14 protein-coding genes and 1 pseudogene are annotated in these 16,545 nt (G+C 68.0%); 14 read left to right on the forward strand and 1 reads right to left on the reverse strand.

Features of this window, described 5'->3' with window-relative positions; translation table 11 throughout:
- Positions 1–11: 11 nt before the first annotated feature.
- From dprA to EPO52_RS12745, 3 genes are all read left to right on the forward strand, one after another.
- Positions 12–1,349 carry a DNA-processing protein DprA gene (dprA, locus tag EPO52_RS12735; protein ID WP_290807048.1) on the forward strand — a complete coding sequence of 446 codons (1,338 nt, stop codon included), beginning with the start codon at positions 12–14 and terminating at the stop codon, positions 1,347–1,349.
- A 99-nt stretch (positions 1,350–1,448) separates the two neighbouring features.
- Entirely contained in the window at positions 1,449–2,348 is a 900-nt protein-coding gene (locus tag EPO52_RS12740) for a phosphodiesterase (protein ID WP_290807049.1), read from the forward strand.
- A 109-nt stretch (positions 2,349–2,457) separates the two neighbouring features.
- A complete protein-coding gene (locus EPO52_RS12745) occupies positions 2,458–3,372 on the forward strand; it encodes a tyrosine recombinase XerC (protein ID WP_290807051.1) in 915 nt (304 codons plus the stop codon).
- Positions 3,373–3,472: 100 nt separating this feature from the next.
- On the opposite strand, the pseudogene EPO52_RS17820 reads toward EPO52_RS12745, so the two are convergent.
- Positions 3,473–3,970, reverse strand: a pseudogene (locus EPO52_RS17820) (M23 family metallopeptidase); the annotation flags it as partial.
- Between the two features lie 138 nt (positions 3,971–4,108).
- Here EPO52_RS17820 and EPO52_RS12750 point away from each other — a divergent pair.
- The 11 genes from EPO52_RS12750 (at position 4,109) to EPO52_RS12800 (ending at position 16,545) form a co-directional block, all read left to right on the forward strand.
- The gene (locus EPO52_RS12750; protein WP_290807053.1) at positions 4,109–5,623 is read left to right on the forward strand and encodes a sugar porter family MFS transporter; all 1,515 of its coding nucleotides are present in this window, start codon (positions 4,109–4,111) and stop codon (positions 5,621–5,623) included.
- Between the two features lie 211 nt (positions 5,624–5,834).
- Positions 5,835–6,860 carry a 30S ribosomal protein S2 gene (gene rpsB, locus EPO52_RS12755; RefSeq protein ID WP_290807055.1) on the forward strand — a complete coding sequence of 342 codons (1,026 nt, stop codon included), beginning with the start codon at positions 5,835–5,837 and terminating at the stop codon, positions 6,858–6,860.
- A gap of 77 nt (positions 6,861–6,937) precedes the next feature.
- The gene (tsf, locus tag EPO52_RS12760; protein WP_290807057.1) at positions 6,938–7,765 is read left to right on the forward strand and encodes a translation elongation factor Ts; all 828 of its coding nucleotides are present in this window, start codon (positions 6,938–6,940) and stop codon (positions 7,763–7,765) included.
- A gap of 95 nt (positions 7,766–7,860) precedes the next feature.
- Positions 7,861–8,583 (forward strand): UMP kinase, encoded by a 723-nt coding sequence (pyrH, locus tag EPO52_RS12765; protein WP_290807059.1) that lies wholly within the window; start codon positions 7,861–7,863, stop codon positions 8,581–8,583.
- 37 nt (positions 8,584–8,620) lie between these two features.
- Positions 8,621–9,175 (forward strand): ribosome recycling factor, encoded by a 555-nt coding sequence (gene frr, locus EPO52_RS12770; protein ID WP_290807061.1) that lies wholly within the window; start codon positions 8,621–8,623, stop codon positions 9,173–9,175.
- A 57-nt stretch (positions 9,176–9,232) separates the two neighbouring features.
- Positions 9,233–10,153 carry a phosphatidate cytidylyltransferase gene (locus EPO52_RS12775; protein WP_290807063.1) on the forward strand — a complete coding sequence of 307 codons (921 nt, stop codon included), beginning with the start codon at positions 9,233–9,235 and terminating at the stop codon, positions 10,151–10,153.
- A 39-nt stretch (positions 10,154–10,192) separates the two neighbouring features.
- Entirely contained in the window at positions 10,193–10,735 is a 543-nt protein-coding gene (locus tag EPO52_RS12780) for a DivIVA domain-containing protein (RefSeq protein ID WP_290807065.1), read from the forward strand.
- Between the two features lie 217 nt (positions 10,736–10,952).
- On the forward strand, positions 10,953–12,578 hold the full coding sequence (locus EPO52_RS12785; RefSeq protein WP_290807067.1) for an ABC transporter substrate-binding protein: 1,626 nt from the start codon (positions 10,953–10,955) through the stop codon (positions 12,576–12,578).
- Positions 12,579–12,668: 90 nt separating this feature from the next.
- Entirely contained in the window at positions 12,669–13,754 is a 1,086-nt protein-coding gene (locus EPO52_RS12790) for an ABC transporter permease (protein WP_290807247.1), read from the forward strand.
- A gap of 2 nt (positions 13,755–13,756) precedes the next feature.
- Entirely contained in the window at positions 13,757–14,803 is a 1,047-nt protein-coding gene (locus tag EPO52_RS12795) for an ABC transporter permease (protein WP_290807070.1), read from the forward strand.
- A complete protein-coding gene (locus EPO52_RS12800; RefSeq protein WP_290807071.1) occupies positions 14,800–16,545 on the forward strand; it encodes an ABC transporter ATP-binding protein in 1,746 nt (581 codons plus the stop codon). Before EPO52_RS12795 ends, EPO52_RS12800 begins: the two co-directional genes overlap by 4 nt.

Genomic DNA, 16,545 nt, shown 5'->3' on the forward strand with positions numbered 1-16,545 from the left:
CCGGTGATCGTATGACCCACTACCAGCTCGATCGCTCCGAGGTACGTCGTCTCGTCGAATCGGTGCGCGGTGGGGCTGCCACGCGTTCCCTGTCGAGCGCCACGAGTGGTCCTTCGTCGGCCCGCTCCGAGCTCGATGAGGTGGCGGTGGCGCGGCTGTTCGCGATATCGACCTGGACGACGCTCGTCGAGCCCGGCGACGCCGTGGCCGGAATCGTCATCGGGGCGGTCGGGGCCGACCGGGCCTTGACGATGCTCATCGAGGGCTGCGCCGCGGCGCAGTGGCGGGAAGCCCTGCCGGCCGAGCTCTCGCACGAACTCACCGAGGCCGATCTCGACGCCGCAGTCGAGCGGTGGCGTCCGCGGCTCTCGTCCCGGTCCGCCCTGCGGGCGCTCGCCGCTGCCGCGCGCTGTGGAGCCAGGCTCGTCATCCCGGCCGATCCCGTCTGGCCGGCGGGCTTCGCCGATCTCGGCGCCCACGCCCCGCTGGCGCTGTGGGTGCGGGGTGTTCTGCGTGAGCTCAGCCATCCGGGTGGCTCGGTCGCCATCGTCGGCTCTCGCGATGCCACCAACTACGGCGAGCACGTGGCGATGGACCTCGCTTCGGGGCTCAGCGACAGGGGGCTCGCGGTGGTCTCCGGCGCGGCCTACGGCATCGATGGGATGGCGCATCGTGCAAGCCTCGCGAGTCGAGGCGCCACCGTCGCCTACCTGGCCGGGGGAGTGGATCGTCTCTACCCGAGCGCGCATCATGAGCTGCTTCTGCGGGTGATGGCCTCGGGCGCGGTCGTCTCAGAACTGGCGTGCGGATCAGCGCCCACGAAGTGGCGTTTCCTGCAACGCAATCGGCTCATCGCCGCCGCGTCACAGGCCACCGTCGTGGTGGAGGCGGGTCGCCGATCCGGTTCGCTCAACACGGCAGGTCACGCGGCCGCCCTCGGCAGGCCGCTGGGAGCCGTTCCCGGGCCGGTGACGAGCGCGACCTCCGCGGGGTGCCACCGGCTTCTGCGCGAGTACGACGCGCACTGCGTCACATCGGCGGCCGACATCGTCGAACTCGTCTTCGGCCCGGTCGGCGAACCGCCCCGCCTCGTCGACGACACGCCCGACTCGAACGACGGGGCAGACGTGGCAGACGGGAGTGGCCCGGGCACCGGCGGGGGTCTGCGCGGCGATGCGGCGGAGACGGTGCGCGTGCTCGATGCGCTCAGCCGCCGCGCCGAGCGCACGGTCGACGACGTGGCACGCGGAGCCGGCATGGCCCCGCGTGCGGTGGTCGCCGTGCTCGGCGTGCTCGCCCTCGACGGGACAGTGGAGGAGACCTCGAAGGGGTGGCGCCGTGTGGGGTGATCTCCGGGCACGAGGTGTTCACCTGCTCGTGCAGAGCGCTTCGGATTCGTGGGGCAGCACGACCGATCCGCGACATCGTCGGTCTGCGAGACTGGATGCATGTTCCAGTACGGTGAGCCACTGCACACGATCATCCACATCAGCGACACCCACTTCCTCGCAGACCGGAAGCCGCTGTACGGGGCCGTCGACACCGATGCCACCCTGACGCGGGCGCTCCGGCAGCTGGAGGCCTCCGGCATCCGGCCGGAAGCGCTGGTGTTCACCGGCGACATCGCCGACCTGGGTGAGAGCGACGCGTATCAGCGCATCAGGGGAATCGTCGAGCCGGCGGCCGAGCGCCTGGGCGCTCGCGTGCTCTGGGTGATGGGCAATCACGATGACCGGTCACGCCTGCGCGAGCAGTTGCTCGATGAGCCGGCTGCGACGTCACCTGTGGTCGCCAGCATCCGGCTCGGCGGTCTGCGCGTGATCGCACTCGACAGCTCGGTGCCCGGCTTCCACCACGGGGAGCTCAGCTCGGAGCAGCTCCAGTGGCTGCGCGCCGAGCTGGCAGTGCCGGCGCCCGAGGGCACGATCGTGGCGCTCCATCACCCGCCCATCCCCACGAGCATCCCTCTCATGCCGGTGCTCGAGCTGCAGCGTCAGCACGAACTCGAAGCCGTGATCGAGGGCACCGATGTGCGGGCCATCCTGGGTGGGCACCTGCACTACTCCACGAACAGCATGTTCGCGGGGGTGCCGGTGTCGGTGGCGGCGGCCACCTGCTACACGATGGATGCCACCGCACCGCGCGGTGAGCTCCGCGGCCTGGGCGGCGGCCAGTCGTTCACGATCGTGCAGGTCTACGGCGACCGCATCGTTCACTCCATCGTTCCGATCGGCGACTTCCCGCAGGTGTCGGGCTTCGACAAGGCCTTCGTCGACCGTGTCTACGCCCTGAGCGCCGATGAGCAGCTCGAGGCCTTCTCCCGGCAGGTGCCGCCCATCTCGTCCTGATCGCCTCGCCGGTCTCTTCGCGCCGGCGTCTCGCCGGAGCGGGCAATGGGTCGGAGAACCGCCGGGGGGGTGGGGGAGCGTCGCGGGGGCGGCCGGGCATGCTGGTGGGGTGAAGATCTCCGAGGCACGCGTCGAGTACGGCAGGTACCTGCGGCTCGAACGCGGGTACTCCGAGCACACCGCGAGGTCGTACGGCTCCGATCTGGCCGACCTCGAGGCGTTCGCCGCGGCACGCGGCGTCGACGACGTGCGCGGACTCGACCTCGAGCTGTACCGGGATTGGCTCTGGGCAGCGGCTCAGCGCGAGCTGGCCAAGTCGACGCTCGCGCGGCGCGCGGCGACCGCCAAGACGTTCTCGGCCTGGCTGGTGCGCGCCGATGCGATCGATGTCGATGCGGCTGTGCGACTGCGTGCTCCCAAGCCTGACCGCTCTCTTCCCCGCGTGCTCTCGGGCGACTCGATGACCGGAGTGCTCGACGCGCTCGCCGAGGCCGCAGCGGAGGGTGACCCGATCGCGCTGCGCGACCGCGCCGTGGTGGAACTGCTCTACGCCTCCGCCCTCCGCGTCTCGGAACTCGTCGGCATCGACGTCGACGACCTCGATCTCGACCGGCGCACCGTTCGCGTCATCGGCAAGGGGTCGAAAGAACGTGTGGTGCCCTTCGGGCTGCCTGCCCACGTGGCTCTCGTCGACTACTCCGCTCGTGCGCGGCGCGGCCTGGTCTCCCGAGCGACGGCATCCGCCACCCCGGCGCTCTTCGTGGGTGCGCGCGGCGGTCGACTCGGCACCCGTGCCGTCTACGAACTCGTGGCGCGTCTGCTGCAGGAGGTGCCCGGTAGCGGCCCCGCCGGCCCACACGCATTCCGCCACACCGCCGCCACCCACCTGCTCGACGGTGGTGCCGACCTGCGCGCGGTGCAGGAGATGCTCGGTCATGCGAGCCTCGGCACGACCCAGATCTACACGCACGTGACAGTCGAGCGCCTTCGTGACTCCTACCGGGCGGCACATCCGCGCGCGTAGAGCCTCGTCGCCCTGGTTGCGATATCGGTGCCGATCGCGCCGCGACCGGAAGCAGCACCGCTCGCGGGATCTCACCCATCAGCCCCCTCGGGTTCAGGTAGTCTCCGTTCAGCCTTACCCCGAAGTGCAGGCACGACCGGTCGCAGTGGCCACCGCTCGCGACCCGGCCGAGCTCCTGGCCGGCCGTGACCTGCGTTCCGACGGGAATCGCCGCGTCGACGGGCTCCATGCTCGACCGGTATCCGCCCGGATGCTCGATCGACACCACCCGTCGATCCGCCACGACGCCCGCGAACACGACTATTCCGGATGAGGGCGCCCGCACCACCGCACCCGTCGCTGCTGCGAGATCGACGCCCCGATGCCCGGGGGAGTACCGCGTCGCAGGCGCGACGTACTCGGAGGTGACGACGACGGGCGCGTCGACAGGCCACCGCCATCCACCGCGCACCGCGGCTTCCACCACTGACGCCGGCGCAACGGTGGTCGCGGCGTCGGCGTTCGAGGCCGACACCGCGGCGGGCCGTGGGACGAGCAGAAAGAGCAGCAGCGCCAGCACGAGCGCAAACGGACGCCAGGGCGGAGAGGGAGCGAACATCCCGTCACAGTGCCCGAGCGGGGCCACGAGTGGAGTCGGACCGACGCGAATGTGCACGAATCGTGCCAGGATCGGAGCTGTGGGGAAGAGGACGACGAGAACGCAGCCCGACACCCACTCGGCACGAAGGAGTCCGTCATGACGACCAATGAGCCCGGAAACGACCGAGCGGCGGCGAAGTCCACCGCCACCGACGATCCCGCCGCCGCAGGCCGACTCCGACGCAAGGTCATCGCCCTCTCCGTCGCTGCAGCCCTGGGCGGCTTCCTGTTCGGCTTCGACTCCTCGGTCATCAACGGCGCGGTCAAGGCCATCGACGAGGACTTCGCTCTCGGCGACCTGCCGCTCCTCTCCGGCTTCGTGGTGGCCTGCGCCCTTCTCGGCTGCGCGATCGGCGCCTACTTCGCCGGGCGCATCGCCGACCGCATCGGCCGCATCCCCGTGATGCTCATCGGCGCCGGACTCTTCCTGGTCTCCTCGATCGGCTCCGGCTTGGCCTTCGCCGTCTGGGACCTCATCGCCTGGCGCGTGGTGGGCGGCCTCGGCATCGGCATCGCCTCCGTCATCGCGCCCGCCTACATCGCCGAGATCGCGCCGAAGGCCGTGCGCGGCGCGCTCGGAAGCCTGCAGCAACTCGCCATCACCCTGGGAATCTTCGCGGCGCTGCTCTCCGACACCCTCCTCCAGGCCGCCGCGGGCGGCGCCAACGAGCCGCTCTGGTTCGGACAGGACGCGTGGCGCTGGATGTTCATCGTCTGCGTCATCCCCGCCGTCGTCTACGGCCTGCTGGCGTGGCGCCTGCCCGAGTCGCCCCGTTACCTGGCCGGCAAGGGCCGCCGAGACGAAGCGCGCACGGTCATCGCGAGCGTGGCTCCGGCCAGCGAGGTCGACGACGCGCTCGAGGAGATCGAGACGAGCCTGCGCGAAGACCGCGAGAACGCCCGCACCGCCAGCCTGCGCGGCAAGATGTTCGGTCTGCTCCCGGTGGTGTGGGTGGGCATCCTGCTCTCGATGTTCCAGCAGCTCGTGGGCATCAACGTGATCTTCTACTACTCCACGAGCCTCTGGAGCTCGGTGGGCTTCGACACCACCAACCCCGGCACGAGCTTCACCATCTCGGTCGTCACCAGCGTGATCAACGTGGCGGTCACCTTCGTGGCCATCTTCTTCGTCGACAAGATCGGCCGCCGTCCGCTGCTGCTCACCGGATCCGCCGGCATGGTCGTCTCCCTGGGCCTCATGGCCGTCGCCTTCTCCCAGGCCGTGGTGACGGATGGCGGCACCCCCCAGCTGCCCGGCGCCTGGGGCCCGCTGGCCCTCGTGGGCGCGAACCTCTTCGTGATCTTCTTCGGTGCCACCTGGGGGCCCATCGTCTGGGTGCTGCTCGGCGAGATCTTCCCGAACCGCATCCGCGGCAAGGCACTCGGCATCGCGGCTGCCGCGCAGTGGCTCACGAACTTCGCGATCACCGAGACCTTCCCGGCCCTGTCGGGCTTCTCGCTCGCCTTCACCTACGGCCTGTACACGTTCTTCGCCCTCGTGTCGTTCTTCTTCGTGTTCTTCGCGGTGCCGGAGACGAAGGGCCGTTCGCTCGAGAGCATGGACAGCCTGAAGGTCGTGCGCCGCCGCGACCGCGAGGTGCAGCCCCAGTAGCACCGGTGTTATGATTCTCGGAGCACCCCGCATGTCGGGGTGACTACGCGTGCCCATTCGGCGATCCGCATCCAATCGGTCTCTCTTGAAGAAGAGGGTTCGGATGCGCGCCGGGCACCAGGATTCGCGGCCACCGTCGCGAAGAAAACCGAGTGGCAATCGCCGACGCAGTATGCGTCCGCGTGCGCCGAAACATGAAGGAGATCGGCTCATGGCCGTCGTCACCATCCGCCAGCTGCTCGACAGCGGCGTTCACTTCGGGCACCAGACCCGCCGTTGGAACCCGAAGATGAAGCGCTTCATCTTCACCGAGCGCTCCGGCATCTACATCATCGACCTGCAGCAGTCGCTGGGCTACATCGACAAGGCCTACGACTTCGTCAAGGAGACGGTCGCCCACGGCGGCACCATCCTCTTCGTCGGCACGAAGAAGCAGGCTCAGGAGTCCATCGCCGAGCAGGCCACCCGCGTGGGCCAGCCCTACGTCAACCAGCGTTGGCTCGGTGGCCTCCTCACCAACTTCCAGACGGTCTCCAAGCGCCTCGCGCGCATGAAGGAACTGGAAGAGCTCGACTTCGAAGACACCGCGAAGAGCGGCTTCACGAAGAAGGAGCTCCTCATCAAGAAGCGCGAGCTCGACAAGCTCCACAAGTCGCTCGGTGGTATCCGCAACCTCACCAAGACGCCTTCGGCGCTGTGGGTCGTCGACACCAAGAAGGAGCACCTCGCGATCGACGAGGCCAAGAAGCTGGGCATCCCGGTCATCGGCATCCTCGACACCAACTGCGACCCCGACGAGGTCACCTACCCGATCCCGGGCAACGACGACGCGATCCGCTCCGTCGCCCTGCTGACCCGCATCGTGGCCGACGCCGCGGCCGAGGGCCTCATCCAGCGCCACCAGAAGCCCGAAGAGGGCGACGCCCCCGCCGAGCCCCTGGCCGAGTGGGAGCGCGAGCTGCTCCAGGCATCCGAGACCCCCGCCTCCGAGGCCGAGAAGATCGAGGCCGTCGACGGTCTGGTCACCGGTGCCGAGAACGCTGAGGCAGTCGCCGAGGTCATCGCGGCCGAGGTGCCCGTCGAGGAGAACGACGCGGATGCTGCTGCAGCCGCCGACCTCGCCGAGATCACCGACCCCGAGCTGGTCGTGGAGCACCACGTCGAGTCCGACGAGGCCGCCGAGGCGAAGATCGAGGCCGAGGCCACCGACGCCGAGAAAGCCCCCTCGACCAAGTAGTCACTGCACCGTCACCCCGGTGCGCTAACGTGACCCGCGATCCGGGTCGCGAGAAAATTTCAAGGAGTCAGAAAGTTATGGCAACAATCAGCCTGGCTGATGTCAAAGCGCTGCGCGAGCAGCTCGGAACCGGCATGGTCGACACCAAGAACGCCCTGGTCGAGGCCGACGGCGACATGGAGAAGGCCGTCGAGATCCTGCGTCTCAAGGGTGCGAAGGGCAACGCGAAGCGTGCCGACCGCTCCACGAGCGAGGGCCTCGTCGCCGCCAAGCAGGGCGACGGCGCCGCGACGCTGATCGAGCTCGCCTGCGAGACCGACTTCGTCGCGAAGGGCGAGAAGTTCATCGCCCTCGCCGACAAGGTGCTCGAGGCGTCGTTCGCCGCCGGTGCGTCCACCGTCGAAGAGGCCCTCGCGGCCCCCGCCGACGGCAAGACGGTGGCCGACGTCATCAACGACGAGGCTGCCATCCTCGGCGAGAAGATCGAACTGCGCCGCATCGTGCGTCTCGAGGGCAACGCCTTCGAGATCTACCTGCACAAGACCTCGAAAGACCTGCCCCCGCAGGTCGGCGTGGTCGTGGCCTACTCCGGTTCCGACGCCGAGACCGCTCGCTCCATCGCGCAGCACATCTCGTTCGCCGACCCGCAGTACCTCTCCCGCGACGACGTGCCCGCCGAGGCCGTCGAGAAGGAGCGCGCGATCGTCACCGAGATCTCGAAGAACGAGGGCAAGCCCGAGGCGGCTCTTCCCAAGATCGTCGAGGGTCGCGTGCAGGCCTACTTCAAGCAGGTCGCCCTGCTCGAGCAGGACTACGCGAAGGACAACAAGCTCTCCGTGTCGAAGGTGCTGGCGGATGCCGGCATCCAGGTCACCGGTTTCGCCCGCTTCAAGGTCGGCGCATAACCTCTGAGACACATGAAAACGGGCTCGGGTCGTCAGACCCGGGCCCGTTTTCTCTGTAGCCTGAACATGAGGCACGACGAAGGGACGAACGACGGATGTCAGAGCCGGCTGAGAAGCGCAGGGTACTACTCAAACTCTCCGGTGAAGCGTTCGGGGGCGGCTCCCTCGGGGTGAACCCCGACGTCGTCTCCAGCCTCGCGCGGGAGATCGCGGAGGCGGCTCGCGAGGTCGAGGTCGCGATCGTCGTGGGGGGCGGCAACTTCTTCCGCGGAGCCGAGCTCTCCCAGCGTGGCATGGACCGTGGGCGAGCCGACTACATGGGCATGCTGGGCACCGTGATGAACGCCCTCGCCCTGCAGGACTTCCTCGAGCAGGCCGGAGCGGAGACCCGCGTCCAGTCGGCCATCTCGATGACGCAGGTGGCCGAGCCGTACATCCCGCGCCGTGCCATCCGGCACCTCGAGAAGGGCCGTGTGGTCATCTTCGGTGCCGGAGCCGGTCTGCCCTACTTCTCCACCGACACGGTCTCCGCTCAGCGTGCGCTGGAGATCCATGCCGACGAGGTGCTGGTGGCCAAGAACGGCGTCGACGGCGTGTACTCGGCCGACCCGCGTGTCGATGCGGCCGCGGTCAAGCTCGACACCCTCACCTACAACGACGCACTGATTCAGGGCCTCAAGGTGGTCGACTCCACGGCCTTCAGCCTCTGCATGGACAACGGCATGCCGATGCACGTGTTCGGTATGGAGCCGGCGGGCAACGTGGCCAAGGCCATCCGGGGCGAGCGCATCGGTACGCTCGTCGCCACATCGCACTGAGTACACTGAACAGACTGAACCACTGAAGGAGTTCCCCGTGATCGCGGATGTATTGGCGGATGCCACCGAGCGAATGACCAAGGCCGTCGAGGTCACCAAAGACGACTTCTCGAACGTGCGCACCGGCCGCGCGAACCCCGCGCTCTTCCAGAAGATCCTGGTGTCGTACTACGGAACCCCGACGCCGCTCGAGCAGCTGGCCTCGTTGCAGAACCAGGAGGCGCGCACGCTGATCGTCACGCCCTACGACAAGAGCGCCTTGCGCGACATCGAGCAGGCCATCCGCGATGTGCCGAACCTGGGCGCGCAGCCCAACAACGACGGCACCATCATCCGTGTCACCCTCCCCGACCTCACCGAGGAGCGTCGCCGGGAGTACGTGAAGATCGTGAAGACCAAGGCCGAAGACGGCAAGGTGTCGGTGCGCAACATCCGTCGCAAGGCCAAAGACGACCTCGATGCGCTGAAGAGCGAGGTCGGCGACGACGAGGTGGCGCGCGGCGAGAAAGAGCTCGAGCAGGTCACCAAGAGCCACGTCGACGCCATCGACGACGCCCTGAAGCGCAAGGAAGCCGAACTCCTCGAGGTCTGACCTCGACGGCCGCCCATGAGCCACGACCCCGGTCTCGGACCCAGTCGCACTCCTCCTGTGAGGAAGACGCGATCGCTGTCGCGCGCCGACATCCAGGCGCAGGTGCGCGCCCGCAAGGAGCAGTTCGACGAGGCGAACGAGAAGATGACGGCCCGTTCCGGTCGCAACCTGCTCTCCGCCATCCTCATCGGAGTGGTGCTGGCCGGCGTGATGGTGGTCAGTCTCGTGGTGATCAAAGAGCTCTTCATGGTGCTCGCCGTGGTGCTCGTCACCTTCGGCACGCTCGAGCTCGCCACCGCCTTCCGGCACGCGAACATCCACGTGCCGCGCATCCCGAGCGTCATCGCGGGTGTGGCCATGGTTCCCGCCGCCTACTACTGGGGCGCCCCCGGGCAGTGGCTGGTGGCTCTCGCCGGGATGCTCCTCGTGGCGCTCTGGCGCGTGGTGCAGGTGGCGTTCGAGCATCCGCGCCCCACCGCCCTCGGTCTCGTGCGCGATCTCGGCGCCGGCACCTTCGTGCAGGTCTACGTCTCCTTCCTCGGCAGCGTCGCGGTGCTGTTGCTCTCGAAGGAGGGAGGCCAGTGGTGGGTTCTCGCCTTCATCATCACGGTGGTGCTGGTGGATGTCGGCGCCTACGCGACGGGGCTCAACTTCGGCAAGCATCCGATGGCCCCCACGATCAGCCCCAAGAAGACCTGGGAGGGCTTCGCGGGTGCTGCGGCTGCCGCACTCATCGGCGGCGTGCTGCTCGCCATCTTCATGCTGGGGCAGCCCTGGTGGGTCGGCCTCATCTTCGGCGCCGTCATCACCGTGACGGCCACCGTGGGCGACCTCTCCGAGTCGCTGCTGAAGCGCGACATCGGCATCAAAGACATGAGTTCCTGGCTGCCGGGGCACGGCGGATTCCTCGACCGTCTCGACTCCATCCTGCCCTCGGCCGCCGCCGCCTACGTGCTCTGGGTCGTGTTCGCGAGCTGACGCTCCGCGTTCCCAGCCAATCGTTGGCACAATAGACCCGTGAGCGTTCCTTTTCCCCGCACCCGCAACTCGACCCTCGGCTACGACACCGACGAGGTCGACGGCTTCCTGGAGAAGGCCCGGCTGGCCTATGACGAGCGTGGCGAGGTGCTGTCGGCCGGCATCGTGCGCAGCACGGCGTTCAGCATGCGCAAGGGCGGCTACTACCCGCCGGCGGTCGATGCGGCGCTGGAGCGCCTCGAAGACGCCTTCGCCTTGCGGGAGCGCGACCGCGCCTACCAGGCATCGGGCGACGAGGCCTGGTTCGCGGATGCGCGCTCACGCGCGGCCGAGATCCTTGCTCGCCTCGAACGACCTGCCGGGCAGAAGTTCGAGAGGGCCGGGTTCTTGCGGGTGGGGTACCACCCGAAAGACGTCGACGCGTTCACGCAGTACCTCGTCGACTACTTCCGCACGGGCATCGACGTCACGGTGACGGATGTGCGCACGGTGGTCTTCCGTTCCCGCCGCGGCGGCTACAGCGAGACCCAGGTCGACGCGGTGCTCGACGCGGTCGTCGACGTGATGCTCGCGGTGCGCTGAGCCGCGCACGATCCTTGAATCACGGCGCCGAAAAGCCGCTTGGCGCTCTGATTTCCCGCGTGAATATTTCGATCGCGTAAAGAATGCTCATAAATGGGGTACCCCAGTTTGGGTGACACGGATTCACTGTGTTAGCTATGTGTCACAGCACAAGCGGCCCGCGACGTCCACAGCGCCTCCGGTCCGCCCGCACCTGACACAGGAGGTACTGACGGATATGACATCCGCATCCACATTCGCCCGACGCACGCTCGTCGTGGCGGCCAGCGGGGCGGCGTTCGCGCTCGTCCTCAGCGGCTGCGCCGCGGGAAGCACCGATTCCACCACGTCATCGGGCGAGACGATCATCGTCGGCACCACCGACAAGGTCACGACCCTCGACCCCGCCGGTTCGTACGACAACGGTTCGTTCGCCGTGATGAACCAGGTGTTCCCGCTCCTCATGAACACTCCCTACGGCAGCCCCGATGTCGAGCCCGACATCGCCGAGAGCGCCGAGTTCACCGGCCCCACCGCCTATACGGTGAAGCTCAAGGAGGGTCTCACCTTCGCGAATGGCAACGCGCTGACCTCCTCGGATGTCAAGTTCAGCTTCGACCGCGACCTCGCGATCGCCGACCCCAACGGCCCGTCGTCGCTGCTGTACAACCTCGACAGCGTCGACACCCCCGACGACCTCACCGTGGTCTTCAACCTGAAGAGCCCCGACGACCAGGTCTTCCCGCAGATCCTCTCGAGCCCCGCTGGCCCGATCGTCGACGAAGAGGTCTTCTCGGCCGACTCGATCACGCCCGATGAAGACATCGTGGCGGGCAAGGCCTTCGCGGGCCAGTACACGATCTCGAGCTACGACTTCAACAACCTCATCTCCTATGAGCCCTTCGCCGACTACAAGGGTGTTCTGCCGGCAGCCGAGTCGCCCATCAACGCCAAGTACTACGCCGACTCGTCGAACCTCAAGCTCGACGTGCAGGAGGGCAACATCGACGTGGCGTTCCGCAGCCTCTCGGCCACCGACGTCGACGACCTCTCGACCAACGATGCCGTGAAGGTCTACGACGGCCCGGGTGGTGAGATCCGCTACATCACGTTCAACTTCGACACGCAGCCGTTCGGCGCCACCACCGCCGAGGCCGACCCCGCGAAGGCCACGGCCGTGCGCCAGGCGGTGGCCGACCTGATCGACCGCGACGAGATCGCCGACCAGGTCTACAAGGGCACCTACACCCCGCTGTACTCCTTCGTTCCCGCGGGCCTCACCGGCGCCACCGAGGTGCTCAAGGAGACGTACGGAGACGGCAACGGCGGCCCGTCGGTCGACAAGGCCACGGCCACACTCACCGCGGCCGGAGTCACCGAGCCCGTCGAGCTGAACCTGCAGTACAGCCCCGACCACTACGGCCCCTCTTCAGGCGACGAATACGCGCTCATCAAAGACCAGCTCGAGAAGTCGGGTCTGTTCACGGTGAACCTGCAGTCGACCGAGTGGGTGCAGTACGCGAAAGACCGCACGGCCGACCTCTACCCGGCCTACCAGCTGGGCTGGTTCCCCGACTACTCCGACGCCGACAACTACCTCACTCCGTTCTTCCTGAAGGACAACTTCCTCGGCAACCACTACGACAACCCCGAGGTCAACGACCTCATCCTGAAGCAGGCCTCCACGGCCGACGCGGCCGAGCGCCAGTCGATCATCGAGGAGATCCAGGCCAAGGAAGCCGTCGACCTGTCGACCGTGCCCTACCTCCAGGGCGCCCAGGTGGCCGTGGCGGGAACGGATGTCGGCGGGGTCACCCTCGACGCGTCGTTCAAGTTCCGCTACGCCCCGCTGACCAAGGGCTAGAACGACACCCGCACCCAGGGGCGGCCGGATCACACCGGCCGCCCCTTCGCGCGGCCCGACCCGCCTGGCACCGATGACTGATTGGCAATGATGACGACAAGTCTGCTTCCGACCGACGCACCGTCGGTGGTCGCTCCGAAACCGAAGAGCGCCGGGGGAGGGCTGGGGCGATATCTCCTCATCCGCTTCCTGCTGATCTTCCCCACCATCTTCATCCTGGTCACGCTGGTGTTCCTGCTGATGCGCACGATCGGCGACCCCATCACGGCAGCCCAGGGTGGCCGGCTCACGGCCGACCAGCTGGCCGAGCGTATCCATGCCGCCGGCTACGACCGGCCCGTGCTCGTGCAGTACGTCGAGTACCTCGGACAGGTGTTCACCGGCAACTTCGGCAACACCATCAGCGACAACCGCCCTGTCACAGAGGTGCTCCTCACCTACGGCGGAGCCACCCTGGAGCTGGCCTTCTACGCGCTCATCGTGGCCTTCATCGTCGGCATCCCGCTGGGCATGCTCGCCGCCTACTTCCGCGACCGCTACCCCGACGCGGTGCTGCGCATCGCCGCCATCCTCTTCTACGCCACCCCCGTGTTCTTCGCGGGCATGATGCTCAAACTGATCTTCTCCGTGTGGCTGCAGTGGCTCCCGGTGGCCGGCCGCGCCACGACGCGCACCGAACTGGCGATGCAGACCCTGCCCAACAAGACGGGCATCTACCTGATCGATGCGATCCAGCTCGGCAACTCGGCGGCCATCGGTGACGTGCTCTCGCACGCGGTGCTCCCCGGCATCGCGCTCGGCCTCCTGACCGCCGGCGTGTTCCTCCGCCTCGTGCGCACCAACGTCATCGGTACCCTCGGCACCGACTACGTGGATGCGGCCCGCTCCCGCGGAGTGAGCGAATTCCGCCTGGTGCGCAAGCACGCCTACAAGCCCGCGCTCATCCCGATCATCACCGTGATCGGCCTGCAGATCGCGCTGCTCCTCGGGGGCGCGGTGCTCACCGAGACCACCTTCGAGTGGAAGGGTCTCGGCTTCCAGCTCGCGGCCTACCTCTCGGCCCGCGACTTCGTGGCGGTGCAGGGCATCGTGGCCCTGCTCGCCGTGTTCGTGGCCCTCACCAACTTCGTCGTCGACGTGATCGCGGCGCTCATCGACCCGCGAGTGAGGTACTGAGCATGACCACCGAACTCGTTCCCACCGGCCACGTGGCCGCGCTGCCGCCCACGAAGCCCGGATTCTTCGGCCGCCTCCCCGTGCTGAAGCAGCTGCGGCAGAGCGTGGGCCTCCAGCGCGGCATGCTCGTGGCCGGCCTCGTGATCACCGCGATCTTCGTTCTCGTGGCGATCTTCGCCCCGCTCATCGCGCCGTACGGCTTCTCCCAGCTGCGCGACGACGCCGGGGCCTTCGGCGCGCAGCAGCCGCCGAGCGCCGCCCACATCATGGGCACAACGGTCGGCGGCTACGACGTGTACTCGCGCGTGCTCTGGGGTGCCCAGACGGCGGTGCTCGTCATCATCATGGCCGTGGTCTTCTCGATCTTCGCCGGCATCCTGCTCGGGCTCGTCTCGGGCTATCTCGGCGGTTGGCTCGATCGTGTGCTCGTGGTGATCGGCGACGCCATCTACGCCTTCCCGTCGCTGCTGCTCGCCATCGTGCTCTCGATCGTGATCTCGGGCGGCCAGTCGAGCCTCTGGGGCGGCATCATGGCCGCGGCGCTGTCGATCACGGTCGTCTTCATCCCGCAGTACTACCGCGTCATCCGGGCCGAGACGATCCGCATCAAGGCGGAGCCCTACGTGGAGTCGGCGAAGATGCTCGGCGCCGGGGCGCCGCGCATCATGTTCCGACACGTGCTGCGCAACGCCACGCGCACCCTGCCCATCATCTTCACGCTGAACTCCTCCGAGGCGCTGCTCACACTCGCGGGACTCGGGTTCCTCGGCTTCGGCATCGAACCCACGGCCGCGGCCGAGTGGGGCTATGACCTCAACAAGGCACTGTCGGACGTCACGAGCGGCATCTGGTGGACGGCGCTCTACCCGGGTCTCGCCATCGTGCTCGCCGTGCTCGGCATCACCCTCGTGGGCGAGAGCCTCAACGACCTCGCCGATCCGCGCCTGCGCGGGCGAAAGCGCGTGAAGCAGAAGGAGGGCACGATGTCGCTCACCTCGGTCGACAAGCCGCTGCCGAGCGAAACCGAGATCCTGGAGGAGAACGCATGAGCACCGACGTCGTGACCCCGGTCGTGCAGATCGACGATCTCTCCATCTCCTTCGCCACCGACGCCGGAGCGGTGAAGGCCGTGGCCGGCGTCACCCTCACCGTGAACCGGGGCGAGGTGCTCGCCATCGTGGGGGAGTCGGGCAGCGGCAAGACCGTCACCGCCAAGTCGATCCTGGGTCTGCTGCCCGAGACCGCAACGCTCGGCGGCGCGGTTCTGCTGTCGAATCGCGCCGGAACCGCCACGCGCGACATCGTGACCCTCGACAAGAAGCAGCTGAGGGCCGTGCGCGGCGCCGACGTCTCGATGGTGTTCCAAGAGCCGTCGACCGCCCTGAATCCCGTCTACACGGTGGGCTGGCAGATCGCGGAGGGGCTCCGTGCGCACAATGCGAAGCTGACACGCTCCGAGGCCAAGCGCCAGGCCATCGACATCCTGCGCAAGGTGGGGATCCCCGATCCCGAGGTGCGCGTCGACTACTACCCGCATCAGTTCTCCGGTGGCCAGAAGCAGCGCGTCGTGATCGCCTCCGCGCTCGTTCTGAACCCGGGCCTGATCGTGGCCGACGAGCCCACCACGGCGCTCGACGTCACGGTGCAGGCCGAGATCCTCGACCTGCTGCGCCGCCTCCGCGACGAGTTCGGCACGGCGATCGTGCTGATCACCCACAACATGGGGGTCGTGGCCGACCTCGCCGACCGGGTCGCCGTGATGTACCAGGGCGTCGTGGTGGAGGAGGCGGATGCCGCCACCCTCTTCAGCGCGCCGCAGAACGACTACACGAAGAAGCTCCTCGACGCCGTTCCGCGCATCGGCCAGGGCCGGGTGCGCACCGTCGAGCGGGCGGCGGAACGGGAACGGATGCGGGTCTCGCGCGCATCCGAGGGCCACGTCGACGCCCCCGTCGTGGAGGCCACCGATCTCGTGATCGAGTACCCGGGCCGCCTCGGCCGCAAGGGGTTCCGCGCGGTGGACGAGGTGTCGTTCCGCATCGCACAGGGCGAAGTGCTCGGCCTCGTGGGCGAGAGCGGATCGGGCAAGACCACCATCGGCCGGGCCATCGGAGGTCTCACCCGCATCACGGGGGGCTCGCTGAAGGTGCTCGACTTCGAGATGAACGGCTTCTCGGAGCGTCGGTTCAAGCCGTTGCGCGCCGACATCGGGTTCGTGTTCCAGGATCCGGCGGCGAGCTTCAACCCCCTGCTCACCATCGCGGACGCGGTGGCCGAGCCACTCGTCATCCACGGTCGGGCGAAGAATCCGGAGGCGGCTCGCAAGCGGGTCGACGAACTGCTCGAGGCCGTGCAGCTGCCGAAGAGCTACGGCGACCGCTTCCCGCACGAACTGAGCGGCGGCCAGCGCCAGCGCGCGAGCCTGGCTCGCGGGCTCGCGCTCGAGCCGAAGCTGCTGATCGCCGATGAGCCCACCTCGGCCCTCGATGTGTCGGTGCAGGCCCGGGTTCTCGAACTCTTCGCCGAGCTCCAGCTCGAGTTCGGCTTCGCGGCCCTGTTCATCAGCCACGACCTCGCCGTGGTCGATCTGCTGGCCGACCGCATCGCCGTTCTCTACCACGGTGCCCTCGTGGAGGAGGGCACGGGTGAGGAGGTGCTCGAGCATCCGCAGAACCCGTACACCCGCCGGTTGCTCGCCTCGCTGCCCGTTCCCGACCCGGCGGAGCAGGCTGCGCGCCGGGGCCTGCTGGCCTCGCTGCAGGAGAATTCTCGGGCGAATCCAGCCGGATGA

It is taken from the genome of Herbiconiux sp., from assembly GCF_004297105.1.
Taxonomy (GTDB): Bacteria; Actinomycetota; Actinomycetes; order Actinomycetales; family Microbacteriaceae; genus Herbiconiux.